Annotated in this window: 16 protein-coding genes; 7 read left to right on the forward strand and 9 right to left on the reverse strand. The window is 70.8% G+C overall.

Annotated features, from left to right (window positions below; all coding sequences use genetic code 11):
- Nucleotides 1-115: 115 nt before the first annotated feature.
- From purM to ACZ6NZ_RS03470, 3 genes are all read right to left on the reverse strand, one after another.
- Nucleotides 116-1270: a phosphoribosylformylglycinamidine cyclo-ligase gene (purM, locus tag ACZ6NZ_RS03460; RefSeq protein ID WP_196920530.1), complete on the reverse strand. Its 1155-nt coding sequence runs from the start codon at nt 1268-1270 to the stop codon at nt 116-118.
- Between the two features lie 57 nt (nt 1271-1327).
- Nucleotides 1328-2866, reverse strand: a complete 1539-nt coding sequence (purF, locus tag ACZ6NZ_RS03465) for an amidophosphoribosyltransferase (RefSeq protein ID WP_465855369.1) — start codon at nt 2864-2866, stop codon at nt 1328-1330.
- Between the two features lie 167 nt (nt 2867-3033).
- Nucleotides 3034-3387: a sterol carrier family protein gene (locus ACZ6NZ_RS03470; RefSeq protein ID WP_465855371.1), complete on the reverse strand. Its 354-nt coding sequence runs from the start codon at nt 3385-3387 to the stop codon at nt 3034-3036.
- Between the two features lie 161 nt (nt 3388-3548).
- Between ACZ6NZ_RS03470 and ACZ6NZ_RS03475 the strand changes: the two genes are divergently transcribed.
- Nucleotides 3549-5531: a hypothetical protein gene (locus tag ACZ6NZ_RS03475; RefSeq protein ID WP_465855373.1), complete on the forward strand. Its 1983-nt coding sequence runs from the start codon at nt 3549-3551 to the stop codon at nt 5529-5531.
- A gap of 247 nt (nt 5532-5778) precedes the next feature.
- On the opposite strand, the gene ACZ6NZ_RS03480 is transcribed toward ACZ6NZ_RS03475, so the two are convergent.
- Genes ACZ6NZ_RS03480 through purS form a run of 4 tightly spaced genes read right to left on the reverse strand, consistent with a single transcriptional unit; the run spans nt 5779 to nt 10198 of the window.
- Nucleotides 5779-6534, reverse strand: a complete 756-nt coding sequence (locus ACZ6NZ_RS03480; RefSeq protein ID WP_465855927.1) for a 2-phosphosulfolactate phosphatase — start codon at nt 6532-6534, stop codon at nt 5779-5781.
- Between the two features lie 4 nt (nt 6535-6538).
- On the reverse strand, nt 6539-9208 hold the full coding sequence (gene purL / locus ACZ6NZ_RS03485) for a phosphoribosylformylglycinamidine synthase subunit PurL (RefSeq protein WP_465855375.1): 2670 nt from the start codon (nt 9206-9208) through the stop codon (nt 6539-6541).
- A gap of 46 nt (nt 9209-9254) precedes the next feature.
- Entirely contained in the window at nt 9255-9938 is a 684-nt protein-coding gene (gene purQ, locus ACZ6NZ_RS03490) for a phosphoribosylformylglycinamidine synthase subunit PurQ (protein WP_366606049.1), read from the reverse strand.
- Nucleotides 9935-10198 carry a phosphoribosylformylglycinamidine synthase subunit PurS gene (purS, locus tag ACZ6NZ_RS03495; RefSeq protein ID WP_091624745.1) on the reverse strand — a complete coding sequence of 88 codons (264 nt, stop codon included), beginning with the start codon at nt 10196-10198 and terminating at the stop codon, nt 9935-9937. Before purS ends, purQ begins: the two co-directional genes overlap by 4 nt.
- Before the next feature lie 358 nt (nt 10199-10556).
- Here purS and ACZ6NZ_RS03500 point away from each other — a divergent pair, with 358 nt between their 5' ends.
- Together ACZ6NZ_RS03500 and ACZ6NZ_RS03505 are read left to right on the forward strand one after the other, a co-directional pair.
- The gene (locus tag ACZ6NZ_RS03500) at nt 10557-11240 is read left to right on the forward strand and encodes a S1 family peptidase (protein WP_465855377.1); all 684 of its coding nucleotides are present in this window, start codon (nt 10557-10559) and stop codon (nt 11238-11240) included.
- A gap of 24 nt (nt 11241-11264) precedes the next feature.
- A complete protein-coding gene (locus tag ACZ6NZ_RS03505; RefSeq protein ID WP_465855379.1) occupies nt 11265-11828 on the forward strand; it encodes a YbjQ family protein in 564 nt (187 codons plus the stop codon).
- Between the two features lie 133 nt (nt 11829-11961).
- Here the strand turns inward: ACZ6NZ_RS03505 and purB are convergent, their stop codons facing one another.
- Nucleotides 11962-13386, reverse strand: a complete 1425-nt coding sequence (gene purB, locus ACZ6NZ_RS03510; RefSeq protein WP_465855381.1) for an adenylosuccinate lyase — start codon at nt 13384-13386, stop codon at nt 11962-11964.
- A 175-nt stretch (nt 13387-13561) separates the two neighbouring features.
- On the opposite strand from purB, the gene ACZ6NZ_RS03515 reads away from it, so the two are divergent.
- The gene (locus tag ACZ6NZ_RS03515) at nt 13562-15880 is read left to right on the forward strand and encodes a PKD domain-containing protein (RefSeq protein ID WP_465855383.1); all 2319 of its coding nucleotides are present in this window, start codon (nt 13562-13564) and stop codon (nt 15878-15880) included.
- 223 nt (nt 15881-16103) lie between these two features.
- Nucleotides 16104-18428 (forward strand): PKD domain-containing protein, encoded by a 2325-nt coding sequence (locus ACZ6NZ_RS03520; protein ID WP_465855385.1) that lies wholly within the window; start codon nt 16104-16106, stop codon nt 18426-18428.
- Between the two features lie 66 nt (nt 18429-18494).
- On the opposite strand, the gene ACZ6NZ_RS03525 is transcribed toward ACZ6NZ_RS03520, so the two are convergent.
- Nucleotides 18495-19787 carry an acetyl-CoA C-acetyltransferase gene (locus ACZ6NZ_RS03525; protein ID WP_366606058.1) on the reverse strand — a complete coding sequence of 431 codons (1293 nt, stop codon included), beginning with the start codon at nt 19785-19787 and terminating at the stop codon, nt 18495-18497.
- Nucleotides 19788-19843: 56 nt separating this feature from the next.
- Here ACZ6NZ_RS03525 and ACZ6NZ_RS03530 point away from each other — a divergent pair, with 56 nt between their 5' ends.
- A complete protein-coding gene (locus ACZ6NZ_RS03530) occupies nt 19844-21193 on the forward strand; it encodes a 3-oxoacyl-ACP reductase (protein ID WP_465855388.1) in 1350 nt (449 codons plus the stop codon).
- Nucleotides 21193-22146: a MaoC/PaaZ C-terminal domain-containing protein gene (locus ACZ6NZ_RS03535; protein ID WP_465855390.1), complete on the forward strand. Its 954-nt coding sequence runs from the start codon at nt 21193-21195 to the stop codon at nt 22144-22146. Before ACZ6NZ_RS03530 ends, ACZ6NZ_RS03535 begins: the two co-directional genes overlap by 1 nt.
- The last annotated feature ends 27 nt before the right edge of the window (nt 22147-22173 follow it).

Genomic DNA, 22173 nt, shown 5'->3' on the forward strand with positions numbered 1-22173 from the left:
CCCCGAGCAGCCATCGCCCTCCTCCGCCGGCTCTGAAGGGTGCCCTTCAGGCTAGGCGGCAATGGCCACTCGGGTGAAGCCCTGATCAGGTGCCCGTACGATCACCGGAGGGTGATCATCCTCGGGTGTGCTGACCGACCATCTGCACGTTGCCGGTGCCTTCGATGATCTCGCCGGCCTGCCACGCCTCGACGCCGCGGCCGGTCAGGGTGGCCAGCGCCCGGTCGGCGTCCTCGGCCGAGACGATCGCGAACATGCCGACGCCCATGTTGAAGGTCGACTCCATGTCGTGGTCGTCGATCCGACCCTTCGTCTGAATCAGGTCGAAGATCGGCTGCGGCTTCCAGGTGGACCGGTTGACCACCGCGTCGACGTGCTCGGGCAGCACCCGGACCAGGTTGCCGGGGATGCCGCCACCGGTGATGTGGGACAGCGCCCGCACCTCGGCCTCGGCGATCAGCTTGAGGCAGTCCTTGGCGTAGATCTTGGTCGGCGTGAGCAGCTCCTCGCCGAGGGTCCGCTGCCGACCGAAGTCGTCGATCACGATGTCCAGACGCATCCGTGCCGCGCCCAGCAGCACGTGCCGGACCAGGGAGTACCCGTTGGAGTGCAGGCCGGAGGAGCGCATGGCGATCACCACGTCGCCCACCTCGACCCGCTCGGGGCTCAGGATGTCGGCTTCCTCGACCACGCCCACACCGGTCGCGGAGATGTCGTACTCGTCCGGACGCAGGACGCCGGGGTGCTCGGCGGTCTCCCCGCCCAGCAGCGCGCAGCCGGCGTAGCGGCAGCCGTCGGCGATACCCGCGCCGATCTCGGCGACCTTGTCCGGCACGACCTCGCCGGTGGCGATGTAGTCGAGCAGGAACAGCGGCTCGGCGCCGCAGGCCACCAGGTCGTCGACGACCATCGCGACGAGGTCGATGCCGACCGTGTCGTGAATGTCCATCTGCTGGGCGATCACCAGCTTGGTGCCCACCCCGTCGGTGGAGGACGCCAGGATCGGGCTCTTGTACTTCTTCGTGTCCAGCCGGAACAGACCGGCGAAGCCACCGAGGTCACCGAGCACCTCGGGACGGCGGGTCTGCCGCACCTTCGACTTGAGCAGCTCCACCGCGCGGTCACCCGCGTCGATGGAGACACCGGCGTCGGCGTACGAGACCGAGCGTTTGCGCGCCTGGCGGCCAGCACCGCCCGTCCACGGCTGGCGGTCGCCGCCGGCGCCGGTCGGGCTGCTTCCTGCGCCGCTGCGCTCGGACACGTGCGTCACGGTTCTCCCCTTTGGTTCTCGGTGCCGCCGGCGGTAGCCGGGCCGCGCCGGTTGGTGCTACGGGCGGTTTGCGGTAACGCCACCCGGAGTGGCGACGGACGAGCCATTGGTGTGCGGGGCCTCCGCCGTCGAGTTGGCGACGCGTCGACCCACCCCTTCGAGCACGTGCTTGCCGATCAGGTTGCCGGCTGGCAACTCGATCGGGTACTCCCCATCGAAACACGCCCGACACAACCTGGTCTTCGGCTGCTCGGTCGCGGCGATCAGGCCGGGAAGGGAAACGTAACCCAGCGTGTCGGCGCCGATGGAGCGCCGGATGCCGTCGTTGTCCAACCCGTTGGCCAGCAGCTCCGCCCGGGTGGCGAAGTCGATGCCGTAGAAGCACGGCCAGCTGACCGGCGGGGAGGAGATCCGGACGTGCACCTCCAGCGCCCCCGCCTCACGCAGCATCCGCACGATGGCGCGCTGGGTGTTGCCGCGCACGATCGAGTCGTCCACCACCACCAGCCGCTTGCCGCGGACGTTCTCCCGCAGCGGGTTGAGCTTGAGCCGGATGCCGAGCTGACGCAGGGTCTGCGACGGCTGGATGAAGGTGCGACCCACGTACGGGTTCTTCATCAGGCCGGCGCCGTACGTGATGCCGGACGCCTCCGCGTACCCGATGGCGGCCGGGGTGCCCGACTCGGGCACCGGGATCACCAGGTCGGCGTCGACCGGGTGCTCCTTGGCCAACTGCCGGCCGATCTGCACCCGCGCCGAGTGGATGTTGCGCCCGGCGATCGTGGCGTCCGGGCGGGCGATGTAGACGTACTCGAAGAGGCAGCCCTTCGGCTCCGGCGCGGCGAACCGGGTGGAGCGCAGCCCGTTCTCGTCGATCGCGATCAGCTCGCCCGGCTCGACCTCGCGGACCACGCTGGCGCCGACGATGTCCAGGGCGGCCGTCTCGCTGGCGACGACCCAGCCGCGCTCGAGGCGGCCGAGCACCAGCGGGCGGACGCCGTGCGGATCGCGGGCCGCGTAGAGGGTCGACTCGTCCATGAAGACGAAGCTGAACGCGCCGCGCAGCTGCGGCAGCACCTCCAGCGCGGCGGCCTCGACCGACAGGTCCGGTCGGCTGGCGAGCAGCATCGTCACCAGGGAGGTGTCGTTCGTCGAGCCGTCCGCGATGAGGCCGCGCTCGGCGACCTCCTTCTCCAGCTCGGCCGCGTTGACCAGGTTGCCGTTGTGGGCCAGCGCGATGGTCGTGCCGGAGGTCGTCGACCGGATCGTCGGCTGGGCGTTCTCCCAGTTGGACGCGCCGGTGGTGGAGTATCGGGCGTGCCCGATCGCCAGGTGACCACGCAGGCTGGCCAGGGTGGGCTCGTCGAAGACCTGCGCCACCAGGCCGAGGTCCTTGTAGACCACCACGCCGGAGCCATCACTCACCGCGATGCCCGCCGCCTCCTGGCCGCGGTGCTGTAGGGCGTAGAGGCCGAAGTAGGTCAGATTGGCGACCTCTTCGCCGGGGGCCCACACGCCGAAGACGCCGCAGGCATCCTGGGGGCCAGGTCGTTGGGGATCAAGGTCGTGGCTCAGCCGGCCGTCGCCTCGGGGCACCTACCGCTCCCTCATGCTGGTCTGGACCGGCCGGGCGGGGATCACGGGCGGATCCACTCTCCCCTGCCGGGACCACTGTCATCGCCTGACAGTGTACGCGAATCAACGTCAATACAGAAAGTCATGGTTTCGCTGCTCAGCGTCACGGTGGGTGGACATCGGGACAACTAGAGGGGCAGATACGCCGAGAGGTCCGCGCGGTTGCCGCTCATCTGGACACGCCCATCGGCGACCGCCTCCACCCAGGCGACCCTGCCGGTCGCCAGCTCCAACCAGGTGTTCGGGGCCATCTCGACCACGTTTGGTGGATTTCCCCTGGTGTGTCGAGGCCCCGGTACGCACTGGATCGCCCCGTATGGTGGAACGCGCACCTCCACCGATCGGCCGGGGGCGCGCTCCGCGAGGACGGCCAACAACGACCGGACCGCCTCTCGGAACACCGGCCGTTCGGGTGTACGCCCCTCGTCGAGCGCCGACAACGCGGCCGCGACGGCTGCGGACTTACTGTGCGGAGAGGACACGACGGGACGATACGACCCCCAGGCCAGACACGCGACGCTGGCCCTGGGTCGCGCTCATGCAGTCGGACAAGGCATAGTTGCCGACGGCGTATTCGTACCGTGATGATCCCCGGCCCGGCGCCCCGCCGGTCAGAGGGAAGTCAGCCCGGAAGGCGGTGGACGTGTCAACACACCGACGTGCCTGGAAGCAGCGGGCCGGTGTGGTCGTAGCGCTGGTTGCCGGCGCTCTGCTCGCCGTCCCCGCCACACCAGCCATGGCCGCAGAGGTCAACGTTTCCCCCGGCTCGATCACCGTAAACGCCGGCAGCGACGCCACGATCACCGTGAGCGTCACGCCGGGTAACGGTGACGACAAGGCGACGATCAGCCTCGCCGGCCTGCCATCGGGTGTTCGGTGCGCCAGCGGTTGTGGTGAGGTCGAGTTCTCCGGCCTGGGCAACCAGCCGCGGTCACAGCTGGTCAAGATCGCGGCGAACGACAACGCCGGCGACGCGACCGCGACCATCACGGTGGCCGTCGAGGCCGAGTCAGGCCCGGACACCGCCACCGTCTCGCTGACGGTGAAGGGCAAGGCCGCTCCGCCGCCGCCGCAGAACCAGACCGTGCGGTCGGTCTCCGGCAAGGTGGTCGCGCAGGGCGACGGCAAGGCCGTGCCGAACGCGTTCGTGGTCCTCCAGGACACCGCCGGGCACCGCTACGACGCCACCAGCGATGGCAGTGGCAACTTCCGCTTCACCGGCACCACCCAGAACCCGATCGCACCCGGACGGATCGACCTGGGCGCGTCGTTCGACAACATCAAGGCGTTCAAGTCTCTGAACGCCAGCGCCGGGCAAGCCATCACCGGTCAGCGGCTCAGCCTCGCGATCAAGGCCGAGACGACGCCCAGCGCCACGCCGTCCGCCACCCCCGAGGCCACTCCCACCGACGAGGTGACCGAGGAGGGCACCGAGGAGGAGCCCACCGAGGAGGCCAGCCAGGGTGCTCCGGCGAACGCCGCGAACAGCGAGGACGACGGCGGGGGCTTCGGCTCGTACCTGATCATTCTGCTCGGTGGTCTTCTGGTCGCCGCCGGTGTCGGCACGATCGTGCTGCTCTGGATGAAGCGCCGGGAGAACGGCGACGACGACGACGCTCCGGCGGCTGCCGGCGGCGGCGGTGTGGTGCCTCCCGCACGGGGCGGTTTCCGCGGTCCGGACGACCAGACCCGCGTGGTCGGCGGTCGGCCCGGCGGTGGAGCGGATCCGACGATGGTCGGCGGCGCGGCGCTCAGCGAGGCGCCGACGATGATGCACCGCCCGGTGGTCGACGATGTTCCGCCGGACCCGTACGGCGCGCCTGCCCAGCCTTACGGCGGCGCGGGCCAGCAGGGTTGGGGTGGCGCGGGCTACGGCGAGGAGCCGGCGTCCGCCGGGTACGGTGCCGGCGGCTACGGCAATGCCCCCGCCTCCGGTGGCGGCTACGGCTCCCCGGCCGGCGCCGAGGGCGGTTACGGCGCCGGTGCGGCCGGTTACGGCAATGCTCCGGCCTCCGGTGCCGGCTACGGGAACGCCCCTGCCTCCGGTGGCGGCTACGGCGGTCGTGATTACGACGCCCCGGGCGGCACCGCGGCCTACCCGCCGGCTCCCGCTGGCGCAGCGGGCTACGGCGAGCGGTTCGACGAGCCGACCGGCCGTTACACCGGCGACAGCACCCAGTACCCGGCCCCGGCCGACCCGTACGCCACCGGCGTCTACCAGCCCGAGCAGGGGCAGGGGTACGGCCAGTCCGACACCGCCCCGTACGGTGGTCGCGCCGCCGAGCCGACCGCAGGGTACGGCGCTCCCGAGGCTGGCGGGTACGACCAGGGCGGCTACGGCCAACCGGCCGGTGGCTACGACCAGGGCGGCAACTACGGTCAGGAGCCCCCGCAGCAGCGCGGCGGCTACGACGACCGGGGCTACGACCAGGGCGGCTACGGCCAGCCCGCCGGTGGCTACGACCAGGGCGGCAACTACGGTCAGGAGCCCCCGCAGCAGCGCGGCGGCTACGACGACCGGGGCTACGACCAGGGCGGCTACGGCCAGCCCGCCGGGCGGAACCGACCGGACACCCCGCCGCCGACCGAGCGCGGCGGTCGCCGCCTCGACTGGCTGGACGACTGACCCCCACCACAGCACGGCGAAAACGGCCACCCGGAGATCCGGGTGGCCGTTTTCGCTGCAAGACCCACTCGTGATCAGTGAAGTCGGGCCATCCCGAAGACCGCGACACCGCGACCTCCGGGAAGCCGAGTTGATCACAGCGCCCGGTCAGCGGCACCAGGCGCGGTCCGGCGCGGTCAGCGCAGACCAGGCGCGGTCCGGCGCGGTCAGCGCAGACCAGGCGCGGTCCGGCGCGGAGCCAGCGCGGTCAGGCGGCGGAGAAGACGCCCTGACGGAGCACCGGCACGACGTCGGACACGCCGATCCGGACGGCGACGTCCACGTCCGCGGCGAAGCCGCTCTCGGTCAACTCCCGTCCGGAGACGCTGCCGCGCACCGCGGCGGGCAGATCCGGAGTGCTCGCCAGCGCGGCGAGCGCCATGGCCGCCTCCACCGAGAGCCCACCGGGCACACCGGAGAGGGCGTCCAGCACCGAGGCGGCACCGAGTTGGTCCTCCACCGACGGTCGCAGCGACCCGTCCGGCCACTGTTCCCCCGAGGCGATCACGCCGATCGGGGCGTCGAGCGTGCCGTACCCCTGGCGGCGCAGCCATTGCCCGACGGCGCGCGCGTTGCGCAGGCACGCCGCGACCACCGGCAGGCCGGTGGCGCTGGCGGCGGCGCTGATGGCCGAGCCGTTCGGGGAGGGCAGCACAAGGTCAGCCACCACCGGTGCGCTGCTCAGCGCGGCGGGCGAGAGCGACCACGGATGGTCCGCGGTCGTCTGCCGTCGCCCGACCGCGGCGGTCGCACCCACCCGGACGGCGTACTCGGCCGCCTGCTCACCCCAGGGGAACGGGTGCACCCGCATCCCCCGGGCGACCGCCACCTCCACGGCGGTGGTGAACGAGAGAACGTCCACCACCACCAGCGCCGCGCAGACCCGGCCGAGTTCGGCCGCACCGGTCAGCCCCCAGTCGAACCGGGCACCCGATCCGGGTTGGCCGTGGACGGCGGCCGTCAACGCCTCAGCGCTCGTCAGGCGACGGTTCGGTGACACCAGAGTCAGACTCGGACACCTCGCCCGGCTGCTGCGACCCGGTCGGCTCGACCGCGCCGGTCTCCGGAGACGGACCCGAGGATGCGATCGGCTCGGAGACCACCTCGGCCGCGTCGACCGGCTCGGCCGGCTCGCCCGGCAGCGGAACGGCCTCGACCGCACCCGCCACGCCGGCGGCCGGCGCGGGCACCTCGACGGCCGCCGTACCCCCGAAGAGGCGCGGCAACGTCTCGGTGTGCGCGGTACGCAGCTCGTCCAGGCCGATCCGGAACTGCCCGTGCACCTCGAGCACCCCGCCGGACGGGTCGGTGACGCCGATCAGCTCGAACGGCACGCCCCGCTCGGCGCAGAGCGCCGCGAACGCCTTGTCGTGGCCGCGCGGCACCGAGACCAGCGCCCGCGTGGCGGACTCGCTGAACAGGTAGACGAACGGCATCGAGCCCCCGGCGAACTGCTCCGGCACCGCGACCCGGGCACCGACGCCGCGACGCAGGCAGGACTCGACCAGGCTCTGGGCGAGGCCACCGTCGGAGAGGTCGTGTGCCGAGCTGAGGTGACCCACCCGGGCCGCCTCGGCCAGCAGCTCGGCGAGCGCCTTCTCGCGGAGCAGGTCGACCTGCGGCGGAATGCCACCGAGGTGCTCGTGCGTCACCCAGGCCCACTCCGAGCCGGACAGCTCCACGTTCGTCTCGCCGAGCAGGTAGAGCTGGTCGTGGTCGCCGCCGGGGCGGGGCGCGAAGCCCATCGGCACCCGGTCCGCGACGTTGTCCAGCACACCCAGCACACCGACAACCGGGGTCGGGTGGATGGCCGCCGCGCCGGTCTGGTTGTAGAAGCTGACGTTGCCGCCGGTCACCGGGATCCCCAGCTCCAGGCAGCCGTCCGCCAGGCCGCGGACGGCCTCGGCGAACTGCCACATCACACCCGGGTCTTCCGGGGAGCCGAAGTTGAGGCAGTTGGTCACGGCGATCGGCTTCGCGCCGGTCACCGCGACGTTCCGGTACGCCTCGGCCAGGGCCAGCTTGGTGCCGTTGTACGGGTCCAGTCGGGTGTACCGGCCGTTGCCGTCCACCGACAGCGCCACACCGAGACCGGTCCGCTCGTCGATCCGGATCACGCCGCCGTCCTCCGGCTGGGCGAGCACGGTGTTGCCCAGCACGTAGCGGTCGTACTGCTCGGTGACCCAGGTCTTGTCGGCCAGGTTGGGCGACGCGATCATGCGCAGCAGGGTCTCCCGCAGCGCGTCCGGGTCGGCCGGGCGGGGCAGCGTCTCGGCCCGGTCGGCCTGGAGCAGGATCAGGTCGGCCGGCTCACGCATCGGCCGGGCGTAGACCGGGCCGTCGTCGACGAGCGAACCCGGCGGCACGTCGACCACCAGGTGGTCCTGCCAGGTGATCAGCAGTCGACCCGGGCGGCCGTCCGGCTCCGGTGCGGTGACCTCACCGATCGCGGTGGCGAGAACGCCCCACTTCTCGCAGGTCTTGAGCACCGCGTCGAGCTTCTCCGGCTCGACGACCAGCAGCATCCGCTCCTGCGACTCGCTGGCCAGGATCTCGTGCGGGTCCATCGAGGGCTCGCGCAGCGGCACCCGCTCCAGCCAGACCCGCATGCCGGTGCCGGCCGCGGCGGCGGTCTCGGTGAGCGCGCAGGTCAGGCCGGCGCCGCCGAGGTCCTGGATGCCGACGACCAGCTGGCCGTCGTACAGCTCGAGGCACGCCTCGATCAGCAGCTTCTCGGTGAACGGGTCGCCGACCTGCACAGCGGGTCGACGTGCCTCGCTGCCCTCGTCGAAGGTCGCGCTGGCCAGCACCGACACGCCGCCGATGCCGTCGCGGCCGGTCTTGGCACCCATCAGAACGACAACGTTGCCCGGACCGGCTGCGGCCTTGTTTTGCAACCGGTTGACCGGCAGCACGCCCAGGCAGAGCGCGTTGAGCAGCGGGTTGCCCTGGTAGGAGGGGTCGAAGACCAGCTCACCACCGATGTTGGGCAGGCCCAGGCAGTTGCCGTAGCCGCCGACGCCGGCGACCACGCCGGTGAGCACCCGGGCGGTGTCCGGGTGGTCCGCGGCCCCGAAGCGCAGCGGGTCCATCACCGCGACCGGGCGGGCGCCCATGGCGAGGATGTCCCGGACGATGCCACCGACGCCGGTCGCCGCGCCCTGGTACGGCTCGACGAAGCTCGGGTGGTTGTGCGACTCGACCTTGAAGGTCACCGCCAGCTCGTCGGAGATCTGCACGACACCGGCGTTCTCACCGATGCCGGCCAGCAGCCGGTCGCTCTGCGGGGCCTTCTCGCCGAACTGGCGCAGGTGCACCTTGCTCGACTTGTAGGAGCAGTGCTCGCTCCACATGATCGAGTACATCGCCAGCTCGGACTGGGTGGGCCGGCGGCCGAGGATCTGCCGGATCCGGTCGTACTCGTCGTCGCGCAGACCAAGCTCGGTGTACGGCTGAAGCTCGCCCGGGGTGCCACCGGCGCGCGGCACGGTGTCGACGCCCTCGGCCCAGACGGCGGCGGCCGGCTGGGCGGGAGCGGTCGCCGGTGCGGCCGGCTGCGCGGGGCTCGGCTCGGCCGGCTGCGCCGGGGCGGAGTACGCCTCCGGCGTGTCCCGTACCGGATCCGGATGGGTGGTCATGACCTCTCCTCGCTGCGCTGGTGCCCGCCGAAGCCGCTCCTCGCACTCATGCCGGCGCCCCGACCAGGTGCTTGAGGACCGACGTGAAGAAGCCGAGGCCGTCCAGCGAAGGGCCGGTGAGCGCCTCTACGGCGTGCTCGGGGTGCGGCATGATGCCGACCACGTTGCCGGCGGCGTTGGTGATCGCGGCGATGTCCCGCTGGGAGCCGTTGGGGTTGCCGCCGAGGTAGCGGGCGACCACCCGGCCCTCGGCTTCGAGCTGGTCCAGCGTCGCGGTGTCCGCGACGTAGCAGCCCTCGCCGTTCTTGACCGGGATGAGCACCTCCTGGCCGGGCTGAAACGCGTTGGTCCACGCCGTCCCGGCCGACTCGATGCGCAGGACCTGGTCCCGGTTGCGGAAGTGCAGGTGCTGGTTGCGGGTGAGCGCGCCGGGTAGCAGGTGCGCCTCGCAGAGGATCTGGAAGCCGTTGCAGATGCCGAGCACCGGCAGACCACCCTGGGCGGCGTCCACGATCGTCTCCATCACCGGGGCGAACCGGGCGATGGCACCGCACCGCAGGTAGTCACCGTAGGAGAACCCACCGGGCAGGACGACGGCGTCGACGCCGTGCAGATCCGGGTCGCCGTGCCAGAGCCGGACCGGCTCGGCGCCGGCGATCCGGACAGCCCGGGCCGCGTCCCCGTCGTCGAGCGAGCCGGGGAAGGTGACGACACCGACCCGGGCGGTCACGAGCGGGCGTCCGCGGTCTCGTCGGCCTCGACCACGCGGACGGTGAAGTCCTCGATGACGGGGTTGGCGAGCAGCTTGTCGGCAATCTCCCGGGCGCGGTCCAGGTCCGGTTCACCGGTGAACTCGATCTCGATGCGCCTGCCGATCCGAACCGAGGCGACATCACTGACGCCGAGCCGGGGCAGCGCGTTTGCGACGGCCTGGCCCTGCGGATCAAGGATCTCGGGCTTGAGCATGACGTCGACGACGACGCGAGGCACTGGGCACTCCTGACTGTGTACGCAGTTGGGTGCCGACCCACAAATGGGCGAGCGCAGCCAGCGTACCTGGCAGATATCGCCGCGGACGCACCGGCCGGGTGCCGCTCAGGCAGTGATCGACATTACTGACGCTCAGGGTGACACGTCAGACGCTACAGGTGGCCCTAGCAGGACATATACGGCGCAGCGGGTGGCCGAATCGTTACATTGGGCAACCTCGATCACCTCCTTGATAACGATCGCGTCGCGCCCTACAGTACATCGACGTAAGTCGATTCGCTGGCGTCGGGAACCCCCGCCGTCCGGCGCCACCCGCACCCGGCGACCCCGGGCCCGCCCCGTCCAAGGAGTCCAACCGATGCGCATCCGCCCCCTGCTCGCCGTACTCAGCACCGCGCTGGTCGGCGCCCTCGGCGTCACGTCCGCCGCGTCCGCCGCCCCCGCCGGCCCGCAACCCATCATCGGCGGCGAGACCGTCTCGTCCGCGCCCTGGGCCGCCGCGGTGCTCAGCAACGGCTCGTTCACCTGCTCCGGCAGCGTCATCGCCGCGCAGTGGGTGCTCACCGCCCGGCACTGCATCAGCGGCACGATGTCGGTACGCGTCGGAAGCGTGAACCGCACCTCCGGCGGGGTCACCCGCTCGGTCAGCGCCACCTACACCCGCTACGACCTCGCGCTCATGCGGCTCTCCAGCACCGTCAGCACCTCCGCGGTGAGCCTGGCCAGTAGCAACCCGCCGATCAACTCGACGAACTCGATCTACGGCTGGGGCATGACCTGCTACAGCGGCTGCTCGGCGTCCACCCAGCTGAAGACCGCCACCGTCCGGGTGACCAGCAACGGCGTCACCGACGCGTACGGCGGCCAGGCGATCCGCAGCACCAGGATCAACGGCAACGCGTGGCGCGGCGACTCCGGTGGCCCGCAGTTCTACAACGGTCAGCAGGTCGGCGTCGCCTCCACCGCCGACGGGTCGAGCATCCAGAACTACGGCAGCGTCGCGTACAACCGGGCCTGGATCACCTCGGTGGCCGGTGTCTGACGGTTAGCGCCCCGCTCGGCGCGGATGGTCGGCCACGTGCCGGCCGTCCGCGCCGCGCCGTTTTGCAGCATCCGACCAGGTGAACAATGCACCCGATCGGGTCGGGCCACTCCTGACAGCATCGGAAACGTGCTGGTCGTGACGACAGAGCAACTGCCCGGCTACGAGATCCGCCAGATTCTCGGTGAGGTGGTGTCATCAATGGCCAGGACGCGCAACCCGTACCGCGAGGGTGTGAAGAACCTGCGTGGTGGCGCGTACGACCCGATGGCCCCGGACAACCTGACCCGGTGGCGCACCGACTCGGTGACCCGCCTCGGCGAGGAGGCCCTCCGGATCGGCGCGAACGCGGTGATCGGCATGCGGTTCGACAGCCGGGACTGCGGCGAGATGTGGATGGAGATCTGCGCGTACGGGACGGCAGTGGTCGCCGTACCCAAGATGCCCGAGGTCATGCCGGCCGACCAGCCGGCGGTCGCGGCGGAGACCGCCACCGACCCGGCCTTCGCCGAATCTCTCGGTGGCATCGCCGAACCCGCCAGCGCCCCGACCCTCCGCACCGCAGCCGAAACCTCAACCGGCGAATAACCCCAAACCCCTCACACCGGGCCCGGCCCCTCGGCCTCGTTGATCATGAAGTTGTTGCCACCCCAATCGGCGTGTCGTGGCAACAACTTCATGATCAACAGCCCCGGGAGGCCAGGGGCCGGGTGGGGCGGGGTTAGAGGATGGGGGGTGGGCTGTAGGTGGCGGCGGTCGGGTGGGCGGTCACCACGGAGGTGATGCGCCTCGTCACGGCTGCCACCTGGGCCTGGGCGGCGCCCACGAAGGCGTTCCGGTCGGCGACCAGGGTGTCGATGTCGGCGCGGGACAGGCCGAGTCGGCCGTCCGCCGCCAGGCGTTCGAAGAGGTCGTTCTCCGGTGAGCCCTTCTCGCGCATCGCCAGGGCCACCGCCACCGCGTGCTCCTTGATCACCTCGTGGGCGACCTCGCGGCCGACGCCTCGCCGGACCGCCGCGACCAGGATCTTCGTGGTGGCCAGGAACGGCAGGAAGCGCTCCAGCTCCCGGTTGATCACAGCCGGGTACGAGCCGAACTCGTCGAGCACGGTGAGGAACGTCTGGAACAGCCCGTCGGCGGCGAAGAACGCGTCCGGCAGTGCCACCCGGCGGACCACCGAGCAGGACACGTCCCCCTCGTTCCACTGGTCACCGGTCAGCTCGCCGACCATCGACAGGTAACCCCGGATGATCACGGCGAAGCCGTTCACCCGCTCCGAGGAACGGGTGTTCATCTTGTGCGGCATCGCGCTCGAACCGACCTGACCCGGCTTGAAGCCCTCGGTCGCCAGCTCCTGACCGACCATCAACCGGATCGTGGTGGCCAGCGACGACGGCGCGGCGGCCGTCTGGGCCAGTGCGGCCAGCACGTCGAAGTCGAGCGAGCGCGGGTAGACCTGCCCGACGCTGTCCAGCACCCGGGAGAAGCCCAGGTGCTCGGCGACCCGCCGCTCCAGCTCGGCCACCTTGTCGGCGTCACCGTCGAAGAGGTCGAGCTGGTCGGCGGCCGTGCCGACCGGTCCCTTGATCCCCCGCAGCGGGTACCTGGCGATCAGCTCCTCCAGCCGCTCGTACGCGATCAGCAGTTCCTCCGCCGCCGACGCGAAGCGCTTGCCCAACGTGGTGGCCTGCGCCGCCACGTTGTGCGACCGGCCGGTCATCACCAGCTCGGAGTGCTCGTGGGCCAGCCAGGCCAACCGGGCCAGGGTGGCCACCACCCGGTCACGGATCAGCTCCAGCGAGGCGCGCACCTGGAGCTGCTCGACGTTCTCGGTGAGGTCACGGGAGGTCATCCCCTTGTGCACGTGCTCGTGCCCGGCGAGCGCGCTGAACTCCTCGATTCGGGCCTTCACGTCGTGCCGGGTGACCCGCTCCCGCTCGGCGATCGAGGCGAGGTCGACCTGGTCGAGCACCCGCTCGTACGCCTCGACCACGCCGTCCGGCACCGGCACTCCCAGGTCGCGCTGAGCGCGGAGAACGGCGAGCCAGAGCCGCCGCTCCATCCGGACCTTCTCCTCGGGGGACCAGAGGGCGACCAGTTCGGGCGAGGCGTACCGGTTGGCCAGCACGTTGGGGATCGTCGTCACGTGCCTCATTCTCTCCTACCCGGCGGCCCGTGCGGCCAGCAGGCCAGGGCGGGTGCCGGTGGGGCCCGGTGGCCGTTTTGTCGCCCGGGGCGGCACAGCTACCAGCCGGTATCGGATCATGGTCTCCATCTGATCTCCGGCGAAGCCGAATCCCATTTCACGACAGAGGGCTTGCATGCGTAGAAGATCCCTCGCCGGCCTCACCGCGATCGCGGTGACCGGCGGCACCCTCCTGGCCACCGGCGCACCCGCCCAGGCAGACGACCCTGTGATGATTCTGTACGTCAAGCAGGCCGACGCGAACTGCTCCGACCAGGGGCCCGGCTCCGACGGCACGCCGTTCTGCACGATCGGTGCCGCAGCCGCCGTGGTGACCGCCCCCGGGGTGGTCTGGGTCGACGGCGGCACCTACGCCGAGCGCGTCACCATCACCAGCTCTGGCACACCAGAGGCAGGGATCGCCTTCCAGGCCCGGAACCCCCGCGCACCGGTGACGCTCGTCGGGCCGAACGCCGGCCTGGCCATCGACGGTCAGCACGACATCTACATCGAGGAATTCAACGTCAGGGGGTCTGCCGACGTCCCCGCCATCGATCTGCGTAACGCCTCGAACATCTTGATCTCGGGCGGCGATTTCACGATGGCGAACGTCGCGACCGCGCCCGCCATCCGACTCGCCAACGTGACGAACACGATGCTGGAACAGGTCGTCGCCACCGGGACGGCGCTAGCCGCCGGACTGACAATGGATGCCTCCACCAGCGGGGTGATCGTCAACGATTCAGCGGTGGCGACTGAGTCGAAGCACGTAGCCACCAATGACGGCGTGGGCATTCGAATCGACGGGCCGCAGAACACGATTGTCGGCGGCGACGTCGGCGGCTTCTCCGAGGCTGCCATCTCGGTGGGCCCTGCCGCCGCCGGGACGGTGATCGCCAACAACCGGATCAGGGACGGGATCGGATACGGCATCCACAACCGCGGAGCCAAGGGCACGGGCATCTCCAACAACGACATCCAGCGCCGGTGCCTGGGCGGCGTACGGGTCGACGGGGCGTCGTCCCAGGTATCGGTGCAGAACAACGTGCTCCGCAACAACGGCGACTTCGACCAGGGCTACTGCGATCCGCAGGCCCCCGAGGGAGTCGAGATCGGGGTCTACGACGCCGCGCTGAGCGGCACGGTGATCGATTACAACAACACCTGGCACCACTCCACGTCCACGATCGGCTACTCGTGGAACGGAACCAGGATGGGTCTCACCCAGTTCCGCACCGTCTCCGGGCAGGCCGCACACGACCGGTACACGTCGGATGTCCGGGAGAACGTCGACTCGGCGAACTCGACGGCGCCCGGCTACCAGGACCTTGACACCAGCGGCAAGCCACGCCGGGACGATCCGGCCGTGCCGAACACCGGCGCGGGCCCGATCACGTACGCCGACCGTGGCACTGCCGAATCCATCAAACCCCCGGTGTCGTCCTTCGACGCCACAGTGGACCTCGCCACGAGCACGGTCAGGGTGGACGCCTCCGCCTCGACGCCGGGCTTCGTCCCGATCCGTGATTACCAGATCAGTTGGGGCGACGGAATCTCCACCACCCACTCCAGTCCGATCGCCACGCACAAGTACGCCACGCCGGGCACCTACAACGTCACCGTCAGCCCCACCGGGACCGACGGCCTGAGCGGCAGCAGCACCGAGCAGGTCAGCGTGCTGCGGCGCACCGCTTCGGTGGGCCTGCTCGCGATGTCGAACCGTCGCTACGTGGGTACGTCCGCGTCGGCTCTCCTGCCGAACCAGGCCGGGCTGACCGCCGCCGCGCAGTACGACCTGGCGGACGCCGGCAACGGCCAGGTGGCCCTCGTCGCGCGGTCCAACGGCCGCTACGTCACGCAGTCGGCCAACGAGTCCCTGAACGCCGCGGGCCAGGTGGTCGGCACGCCGGAGAAGTTCACTGTCGTTCGCAACAGTGACGGCACCGTCAGCCTCAAGGCCAGCAACAACCTGTACGTCACCGCCGACGCCAGCGGCGCCGTCTCGATGAGCGCCAGCCGGTCCACCATCAGCGCCTCGGAGAAGTTCGCCCAGGTGCCGGTCGCCGACGCGAACAGGTCGCTGAAGGCCAGCGTGAACGGCCGCTACGTGATAGCCGACGGTGCCGGTGTGAAGCCGCTGATCGCGAGCGCGGCGACTGTCGGCAGCTGGGAGCGGTTCGACATTGCCGACCTCGGTAGTGGTCAGATCGCCCTCTTCGCCCGCGCCAACAGCCGTTTCGTGTCCGCCGACGGCGCGGGCACCAAGCCGCTGATCGCCAACGGCCCGGCCGTCAGCACCTGGGAGAAGTTCACCATGGTCCGCAACAGCGACGGCACGGTCAGCTTCAAGGCCGGCATCAACAACAAGTACGTCAGCGCCGACGGCGCGGGCAGCAAGCCACTGATCGCCAACGGCCCGGCCGTCAGCACCTGGGAGAAGTTCACCCTCGGCTGAGCCGGATCACCACCTCGACGCCCGCCAGACCGCACGGTCTGGCGGGCGTCGCCGCGTACGACTCAGCGCAGCTTGTCAGACGGTGACGGAGGCGGTCGGGCGGACGGTCACGAGACGGGGAGGCCGTTTTGTCACCCAGGTCAGCACCGCACTTGTCGATCATGCAGAATCGCCCCTATCTGACCTCCGGCGTCGCCGGATCCTCCTCCTTCTCGAGGCCAGCATGCGCAAATCCTTCTTCGCCGGTCTCGCGACCGCCTTACTGACCAGTGGCACCCTGGTGGGCACCGCGCTGCCCGCCCAGGCGGCCGCTCCGTCGACGCTCTACGTCCGGCAGAATCCCCCCGCCAACTGCTCCGACCAGTACCCGGGCACCGTGGAGCAGCCGTTCTGCACCATCGGAGCCGCAGCGGCGATCGTCACCGGCGGGCAGACCGTCGACATCGGCGGCGGCAACTACCCGGAGCGCGTCACGATCGGCACGTCCGGCACCCCCGAGCAGCCGGTAACTTTCGTCACCACTTCCAGTTCCGCGGCAACCCTGGTCGGCGCGACCGCCGGCTTCGTGATCGACGGCCAGCACGACGTGGTGCTCCAGAACCTCCGCGTCGTCGGGTCCGAGGTGCCGGCCCTGGACGCACGCGACTCGTCGGGCCTCACCATCCGGGGCGGCACCTACGGCCTGAACATACCCGCGACGTCACCGGTGATCCGGTTCGCTGGCGTGACCAGCTCGAGCCTGTCGAAGATCACCGTCAGTGGGTTGACCGCCAGCGCCGGCATCACCATGGACGCCGCCAGCAGTGACGTGGCCATCCAGGACACGAGCGTGCAGGGCTATGCCAACTACATCCTTTCCGACAACACGGTCGGCGTCCGGATCGACGGTCCGCGCAACTCGTACATCGGTGGCAGCATCGCCGGTTTCACCAACGCGGCGATCGCGCTCGGGCCCACCGCGGCCGGCACCGTGGTGGCCAACAACGTGATTTCCGGGGGCGCCGGCCACGGCGTGCACAACAACGGGGCCACCGGCACGGCCATCGCCAACAACACCATCAAGGACCGCTGCCAGGACGGCATCCGCGTCGACGGCGCCTCGTCCGGCGTCTCCGTCCAGAACAACGTGCTCGCTCTGAACGGTCACTTCGATCTGGCTTACTGCTCCAACGCGGCGCTGGACGGGGTCGAGATCGGCGTCTACGGCGGTGCCGTCGGGAAGACGGTGGTCGACTACAACAACGCTGACCACTACGACAGCAACTCACCGCAGATCTACGCCTGGAACACCCGGATGTCGCTGGCCGCGTTCCGGGCCGCCTCCGGCCAGGCCGCACACGACCGCGAGACGAGGCAGGCCCGGGACAACATCGACTCGGCGAACTCGGCCGCCCCCGGTTACCCGACCCTCGCCCGCGGCGGCGCGCCGCGCGTCGACGATCCGGGCGTGCCGAACACCGGCGCCGGCCCGATCACGTACGCCGACCGTGGCACCGTGGAAGCCATCCGGAGCCCGGAGGTGCGGTTCGACGTCGCCATGAACCTCCAGGCGCGCTCGGTGACTCTGGACGCGTCCGCCTCCCTCCCCGGCTTCAGCCCGATCGAGTCCTACCGGTTCTCGTTCGGCGACGGCAGCACCGTCACCCAGACGAGTCCGGTCGCCTCGCACACCTACGCGAACCCGGGCGCTTACCAGATCGCCGTCACGGTCACCGGCACCGACGGTCGGTCGGGGACTTACAGCAGGCAGATCAGCATGCTGCGGCCGACCGGGACCGTCGGTCTGCGCGCCCTGTCCAACCGCCGCTACGTGAGTTACGAGAAGAGCTTCGGGCTTCGACCGAACCAGGCGGAACCGAACACCATCGCGCAGTTCGACCTGGCGGACGCCGGTAACGGCAGGGTCGCCCTCTTCTCCCGGGCGGTCGGTCGCTACGTCGCCGTCGCCCAGTCCGACCTCTCCACACTGACCGCGGACAGCGTGTTCGTGGACGTATACGAGATGTTCAAGCTGGTGCGCAACGGCGACGGCACCATCAGCCTCCAGACCCCTATCGGCAGCAAGTACGTGACCGCGGACGTCAACAGCGCCATTCCGCTGACCGCCAGCCGGCCCTCCATCGGCACGTGGGAGAAGTTCCTCCTGGTCGTCGTACCGGACGCGAACCGGTCGCTGAAGGCCAAGGTCAACGGTCGCTTCGTCAGCGCCGACGGCGCGGGGGCCAAACCGTTGATCGCGAGCGCGGCGACCGCCAGCACCTGGGAGCGGTTCGACGTGGTGGATCTCGGCAACGGGCAGGTCGGCCTTCTCGCCCGGGTCAACAACCACTTCGTGTCCGCCGACGGCGCTGGCGCCAAGCCGCTGATCGCGAACGCACCGACGGCCAGCACCTGGGAGCGGTTCACAATGGTCCGCAGCAGCGACGGCACTGTCAGCTTCAAGGCCGCCATCAACAACAAGTACGTCAGCGCGGACGGCGCGGGCAGCAAGCCACTGATCGCCAACGGCCCGGTCATCAGCACCTGGGAGAGGTTCACCCTCGGCTGAGCCCCACCGCACTGTCGACGCCCGCCAGACCCGAAGGTCCGGCGGGCGTCGCTGTGCACGCTCCGTTCAGCGCTCCAGGATGGCGGTCACGCCCTGACCACCGGCGGCGCAGATGGAGATCAGCCCACGCCCGCTGCCCCGCTCGGCCAGCAGCTTCGCCAGGGTCGCCACGATGCGCCCGCCGGTGGCGGCGAACGGATGCCCGGCGGCCAGCGACGAACCGTTGACGTTGAGCCGGTCGGTGTCGACAGCGCCGAGCGGCGCGTCCAGGCCGAGTCGGTCCTTGGCGAACTCCGGCGACTCCCAGGCGGCGAGGGTGGCCAGCACCTGCGACGCGAACGCCTCGTGGATCTCGTAGTAGTCGAAGTCCTGCAACGTCAGGCCGGCACGGGCCAGCATCCGGGGCACCGCGTACGCGGGTGCCATCAGCAACCCCTCGTCGCCGTGCACGAAGTCCACCGCCGCCGTCTCCGACCAGCTGAACCAGGCCAGCACGGGCAGGTGGTGCGCCGCCGCCCACTCCTCGCTGGCCAGCAGCACGGTGGACGCGCCGTCGGTCAGGGGTGACGAGTTGCCGGCCGTCATGGTGGCGTGCTCGGCGTCCGGGCCACGGGTGCCGAAGACCGGCTTCAGCGAGGCGAGCTTCTCCAGGCTGCTGTCCGGGCGCAGGTTCGCATCCCGGGTGAGCCCCAGGTACGGCGTCATCAGGTCGTCGAAGAAGCCCCTGTCGTACGCGGCGGCGAGGCGCTGGTGTGAGCGCAGCGCCAGCTCGTCCTGGGAGCGCCGGTCGATCTGCCAGCGCACTGCGGTCCGGGCGGCGTGGTCACCCATGGACAGCCCGGTACGCGGCTCGGCGTTGCGCGGGATCTCCGGCTTGAACGGCTGGGACGGGCGCAGCCTCGCCGCGATCTTGAGCCGTTCGCCCAGCGTACGGGCCGAGTTGAGCTTGAGCAGCGTGCGGCGCATCTCCTCGTTGACGCCGAGTGGGGCGTCGGAGGTGGTGTCGACACCGCCGGCGATGCCCACGTCGAGCTGACCGAGGGCGATCTTGTTGGCGACCAGGATGGTCGCCTCCAGGCCGGTGCCGCAGGCCTGCTGGATGTCGTACGCCGGGGTGTGGGGGTCGAGTCGGGAGCCGAGGACCACCTCGCGGGTGAGGTTGAAGTCGCGGGAGTGCTTGAGCACCGCCCCGGTGACCACCTCGCCGATGCGCTGACCGGCCAGCCCGTAGCGGGCGATCAGGCCGTCGAGCGCCGCGCCGAGCAGGTCCGCGTTCGACGCGTCCGCGTAGCGGGAATTGGAGCGGGCGAAGGGGATGCGGTTGCCCCCGATGACCGCGACCCGCCGGATGCTCTGCACGATCCGCCTCCTCGACATGTGTTTGCTCGAACCCTACTCGCCAGTAGGCTACGCCCATGACCGACAGGTACGCGAGCTTCGTCCAATCGGCCGCCGGCCGCGCGCTGGTCAAGCGCCTCGGGCTGCCCGACCCGCCCCGACTGCGCCGGCACCACCCCGGCGACCCGCTGCTGGCCGGCCCGGCCCTGCTCGGCGCGGCCACCGGCGGCCGGCTCGCCGAGCCGGTTGCCAGGATCCTCACCGCCGCCGGGATCGAGCTGGCCGACCCGGCCGAGGCCACCTCCCAGCGGTACGGGGCGCTGCTCTTCGACGCCACCGGGATCACCGACTCGACCGAGCTGCGCCAGCTCTACGACTTCTTCCACCCGCAGGCTCGGGCCGTGCTGCCCAGCGGCCGGGTGATCGTGTTGGGCACCCCGCCGCAGGAGTGCCCGACACCTCGCGAGGCGACCGCCCAGCGCGCCCTCGAAGGGCTGGTCCGCAGCATCGGTAAGGAGTTCGGCCGGGGTACCACCGCGCAACTCGTCCACGTCGCCCGCGACAGCGACGCCGCCGTCACGAGCCTCGAATCGACCCTCCGATTCCTGGTGTCCGGCCGCTCGGCGTACGTGTCGGGGCAGGTCATCCGGGTCGGCGGCGGCACGGCGAGCGTCCCGACCGACTGGGACCGCCCGTTGGACGGGCAGGTCGTGCTGGTCACCGGCGCCGCACGGGGCATCGGTGCCGCGCTGGCGAAGGTGCTCGCCCGCGACGGCGCGAAGGTGGTGGCCCTGGACATTCCGGCCGCCGGTGACGCGCTCGCCGCCGTGGCGAACGACATCGGCGGCACCGCCGTCCAACTCGACCTGACCGCGCCGGACGCGCCGAGCCGACTCGCGGAGCACCTGTCCGGCCGGCACGGCCGGGTCGACGTGGTGGTGCACAACGCCGGCATCACCCGGGACAAGACGTTGGGCCGGATGGACGCCGACCGGTGGGACCAGGTGATCGACGTCAACCTCTCCAGTCAGGAACGGATCAACGACGTACTGCTGGAGCGGGAGCTGATCCCGGCCGGTGGGCGGATCATCTCGGTCTCGTCGATCGCCGGGATCGCCGGCAACCGGGGGCAGACCAACTACGCCACCAGCAAGGCCGGCGTGATCGGGCTGGTCGACTCGCTCGCGCCGGCCCTGCGCGAGCGCGGGATCAGCGTCAACGCGGTGGCCCCGGGTTTCATCGAGACCCGGCTGACCGCACGCATCCCGCTGGTGGTCCGCGAGGCGGGACGGCGGATGAACAGCCTGGCCCAGGGCGGGTTGCCGGTGGACGTCGCCGAGACGATCGGCTGGCTGGCCTGGCCGGCCAGCGGCGCGGTCAGCGGAAACGTGGTCCGGGTCTGCGGCCAGAGCCTGTTGGGGGCGTGATGCGGGGAACGAATGAGCCGGACGACGACCTGTCGCTGCACGAGCTGATCGACGGGCCGACCGAGCCGCTGACGGCGGGGACCGTGGCCGCGGCGCTCCGGCCGTCGGGTGGTCGTGCCCCTGTCGAACTGGCCCGGATGCCGGCGGCCGGGGCGCTGCACCGGCGGGCGTTGCTCGGCGCGCTACCGGGTCTCGGCGGTGGGCGACGCGGCCCCGACCTGCCGGCTGTCGAGTTGACAGTGGCTGGGGTGGCCGTCGACCGGGGGCAACTGGCCGACTACGACCGGGTCTGCTCCTTCCGGCTCAGCGATCGGCTACCGGCGACGTTTCCGCACGTCATGGGCTTTCCACTGGCCCTGCGGCTGATGACGGCACCGGGTTTCCCCATCCCGCTGCTCGGCCTGGTGCACATCGGCAACCGGATCACCATGCACCGCCCGATCACCGCCGACGAAACCCTCGACTTCACCACGTACGCGGAGAACCTGCGCCCCCACGACCGGGGGCGGCAGGTGGACGTGGTGCTGGTCGGCTCGGTCGACGGGACGGAGGTGTGGCGTGGCGTATCGACCTACCTCGGTCGGGAGGGCAAGCCGGGCGGGCGCGATCCCGGTGAACGGGCCGCCGCGCCGACGCCCACCGCTCGGTGGCGGGTGGAACCGCGCGTCGGTGCGGAGTACGCGCGGGTTTCCGGCGATCACAACCCGATCCACACGTCCCGACTCGGAGCGCGGCTGTTCGGTTTCCGTCGGCCGATCGCGCACGGCATGTGGAGCAAGGCGCGTTGCCTCGCCGCGCTGGAGGCCCGACTGCCGGATGCGTACACCGTCGAGGTCGCCTTCAAGCTGCCCGTACCGCTGCCGAGCACGGTGAGCTTCGCGCTCCTGCCCGACGGGGTGTTCACAGTGCACGACTCCCGCGGCCGACCGCACCTGGCGGGCCTCGTGCGCTGAGTCGCCGCTGCCCTTGGCAGGAGCGCG

The sequence above is a fragment of the Micromonospora sp. NPDC047756 genome, from assembly GCF_055587245.1.

Coding starts and splice junctions, on each gene's coding strand:
- purL (WP_465855375.1), bottom strand. CDS start 9,208: ATGACCACCCATCCGGATCCGGTACGGGACACGCCGGAGGCGTACTCC.
- ACZ6NZ_RS03520 (WP_465855385.1), top strand. CDS start 16,104: ATGCGCAAATCCTTCTTCGCCGGTCTCGCGACCGCCTTACTGACCAGT.
- ACZ6NZ_RS03515 (WP_465855383.1), top strand. CDS start 13,562: ATGCGTAGAAGATCCCTCGCCGGCCTCACCGCGATCGCGGTGACCGGC.
- ACZ6NZ_RS03505 (WP_465855379.1), top strand. CDS start 11,265: ATGGTCGGCCACGTGCCGGCCGTCCGCGCCGCGCCGTTTTGCAGCATC.
- ACZ6NZ_RS03500 (WP_465855377.1), top strand. CDS start 10,557: ATGCGCATCCGCCCCCTGCTCGCCGTACTCAGCACCGCGCTGGTCGGC.
- ACZ6NZ_RS03535 (WP_465855390.1), top strand. CDS start 21,193: ATGCGGGGAACGAATGAGCCGGACGACGACCTGTCGCTGCACGAGCTG.
- ACZ6NZ_RS03530 (WP_465855388.1), top strand. CDS start 19,844: ATGACCGACAGGTACGCGAGCTTCGTCCAATCGGCCGCCGGCCGCGCG.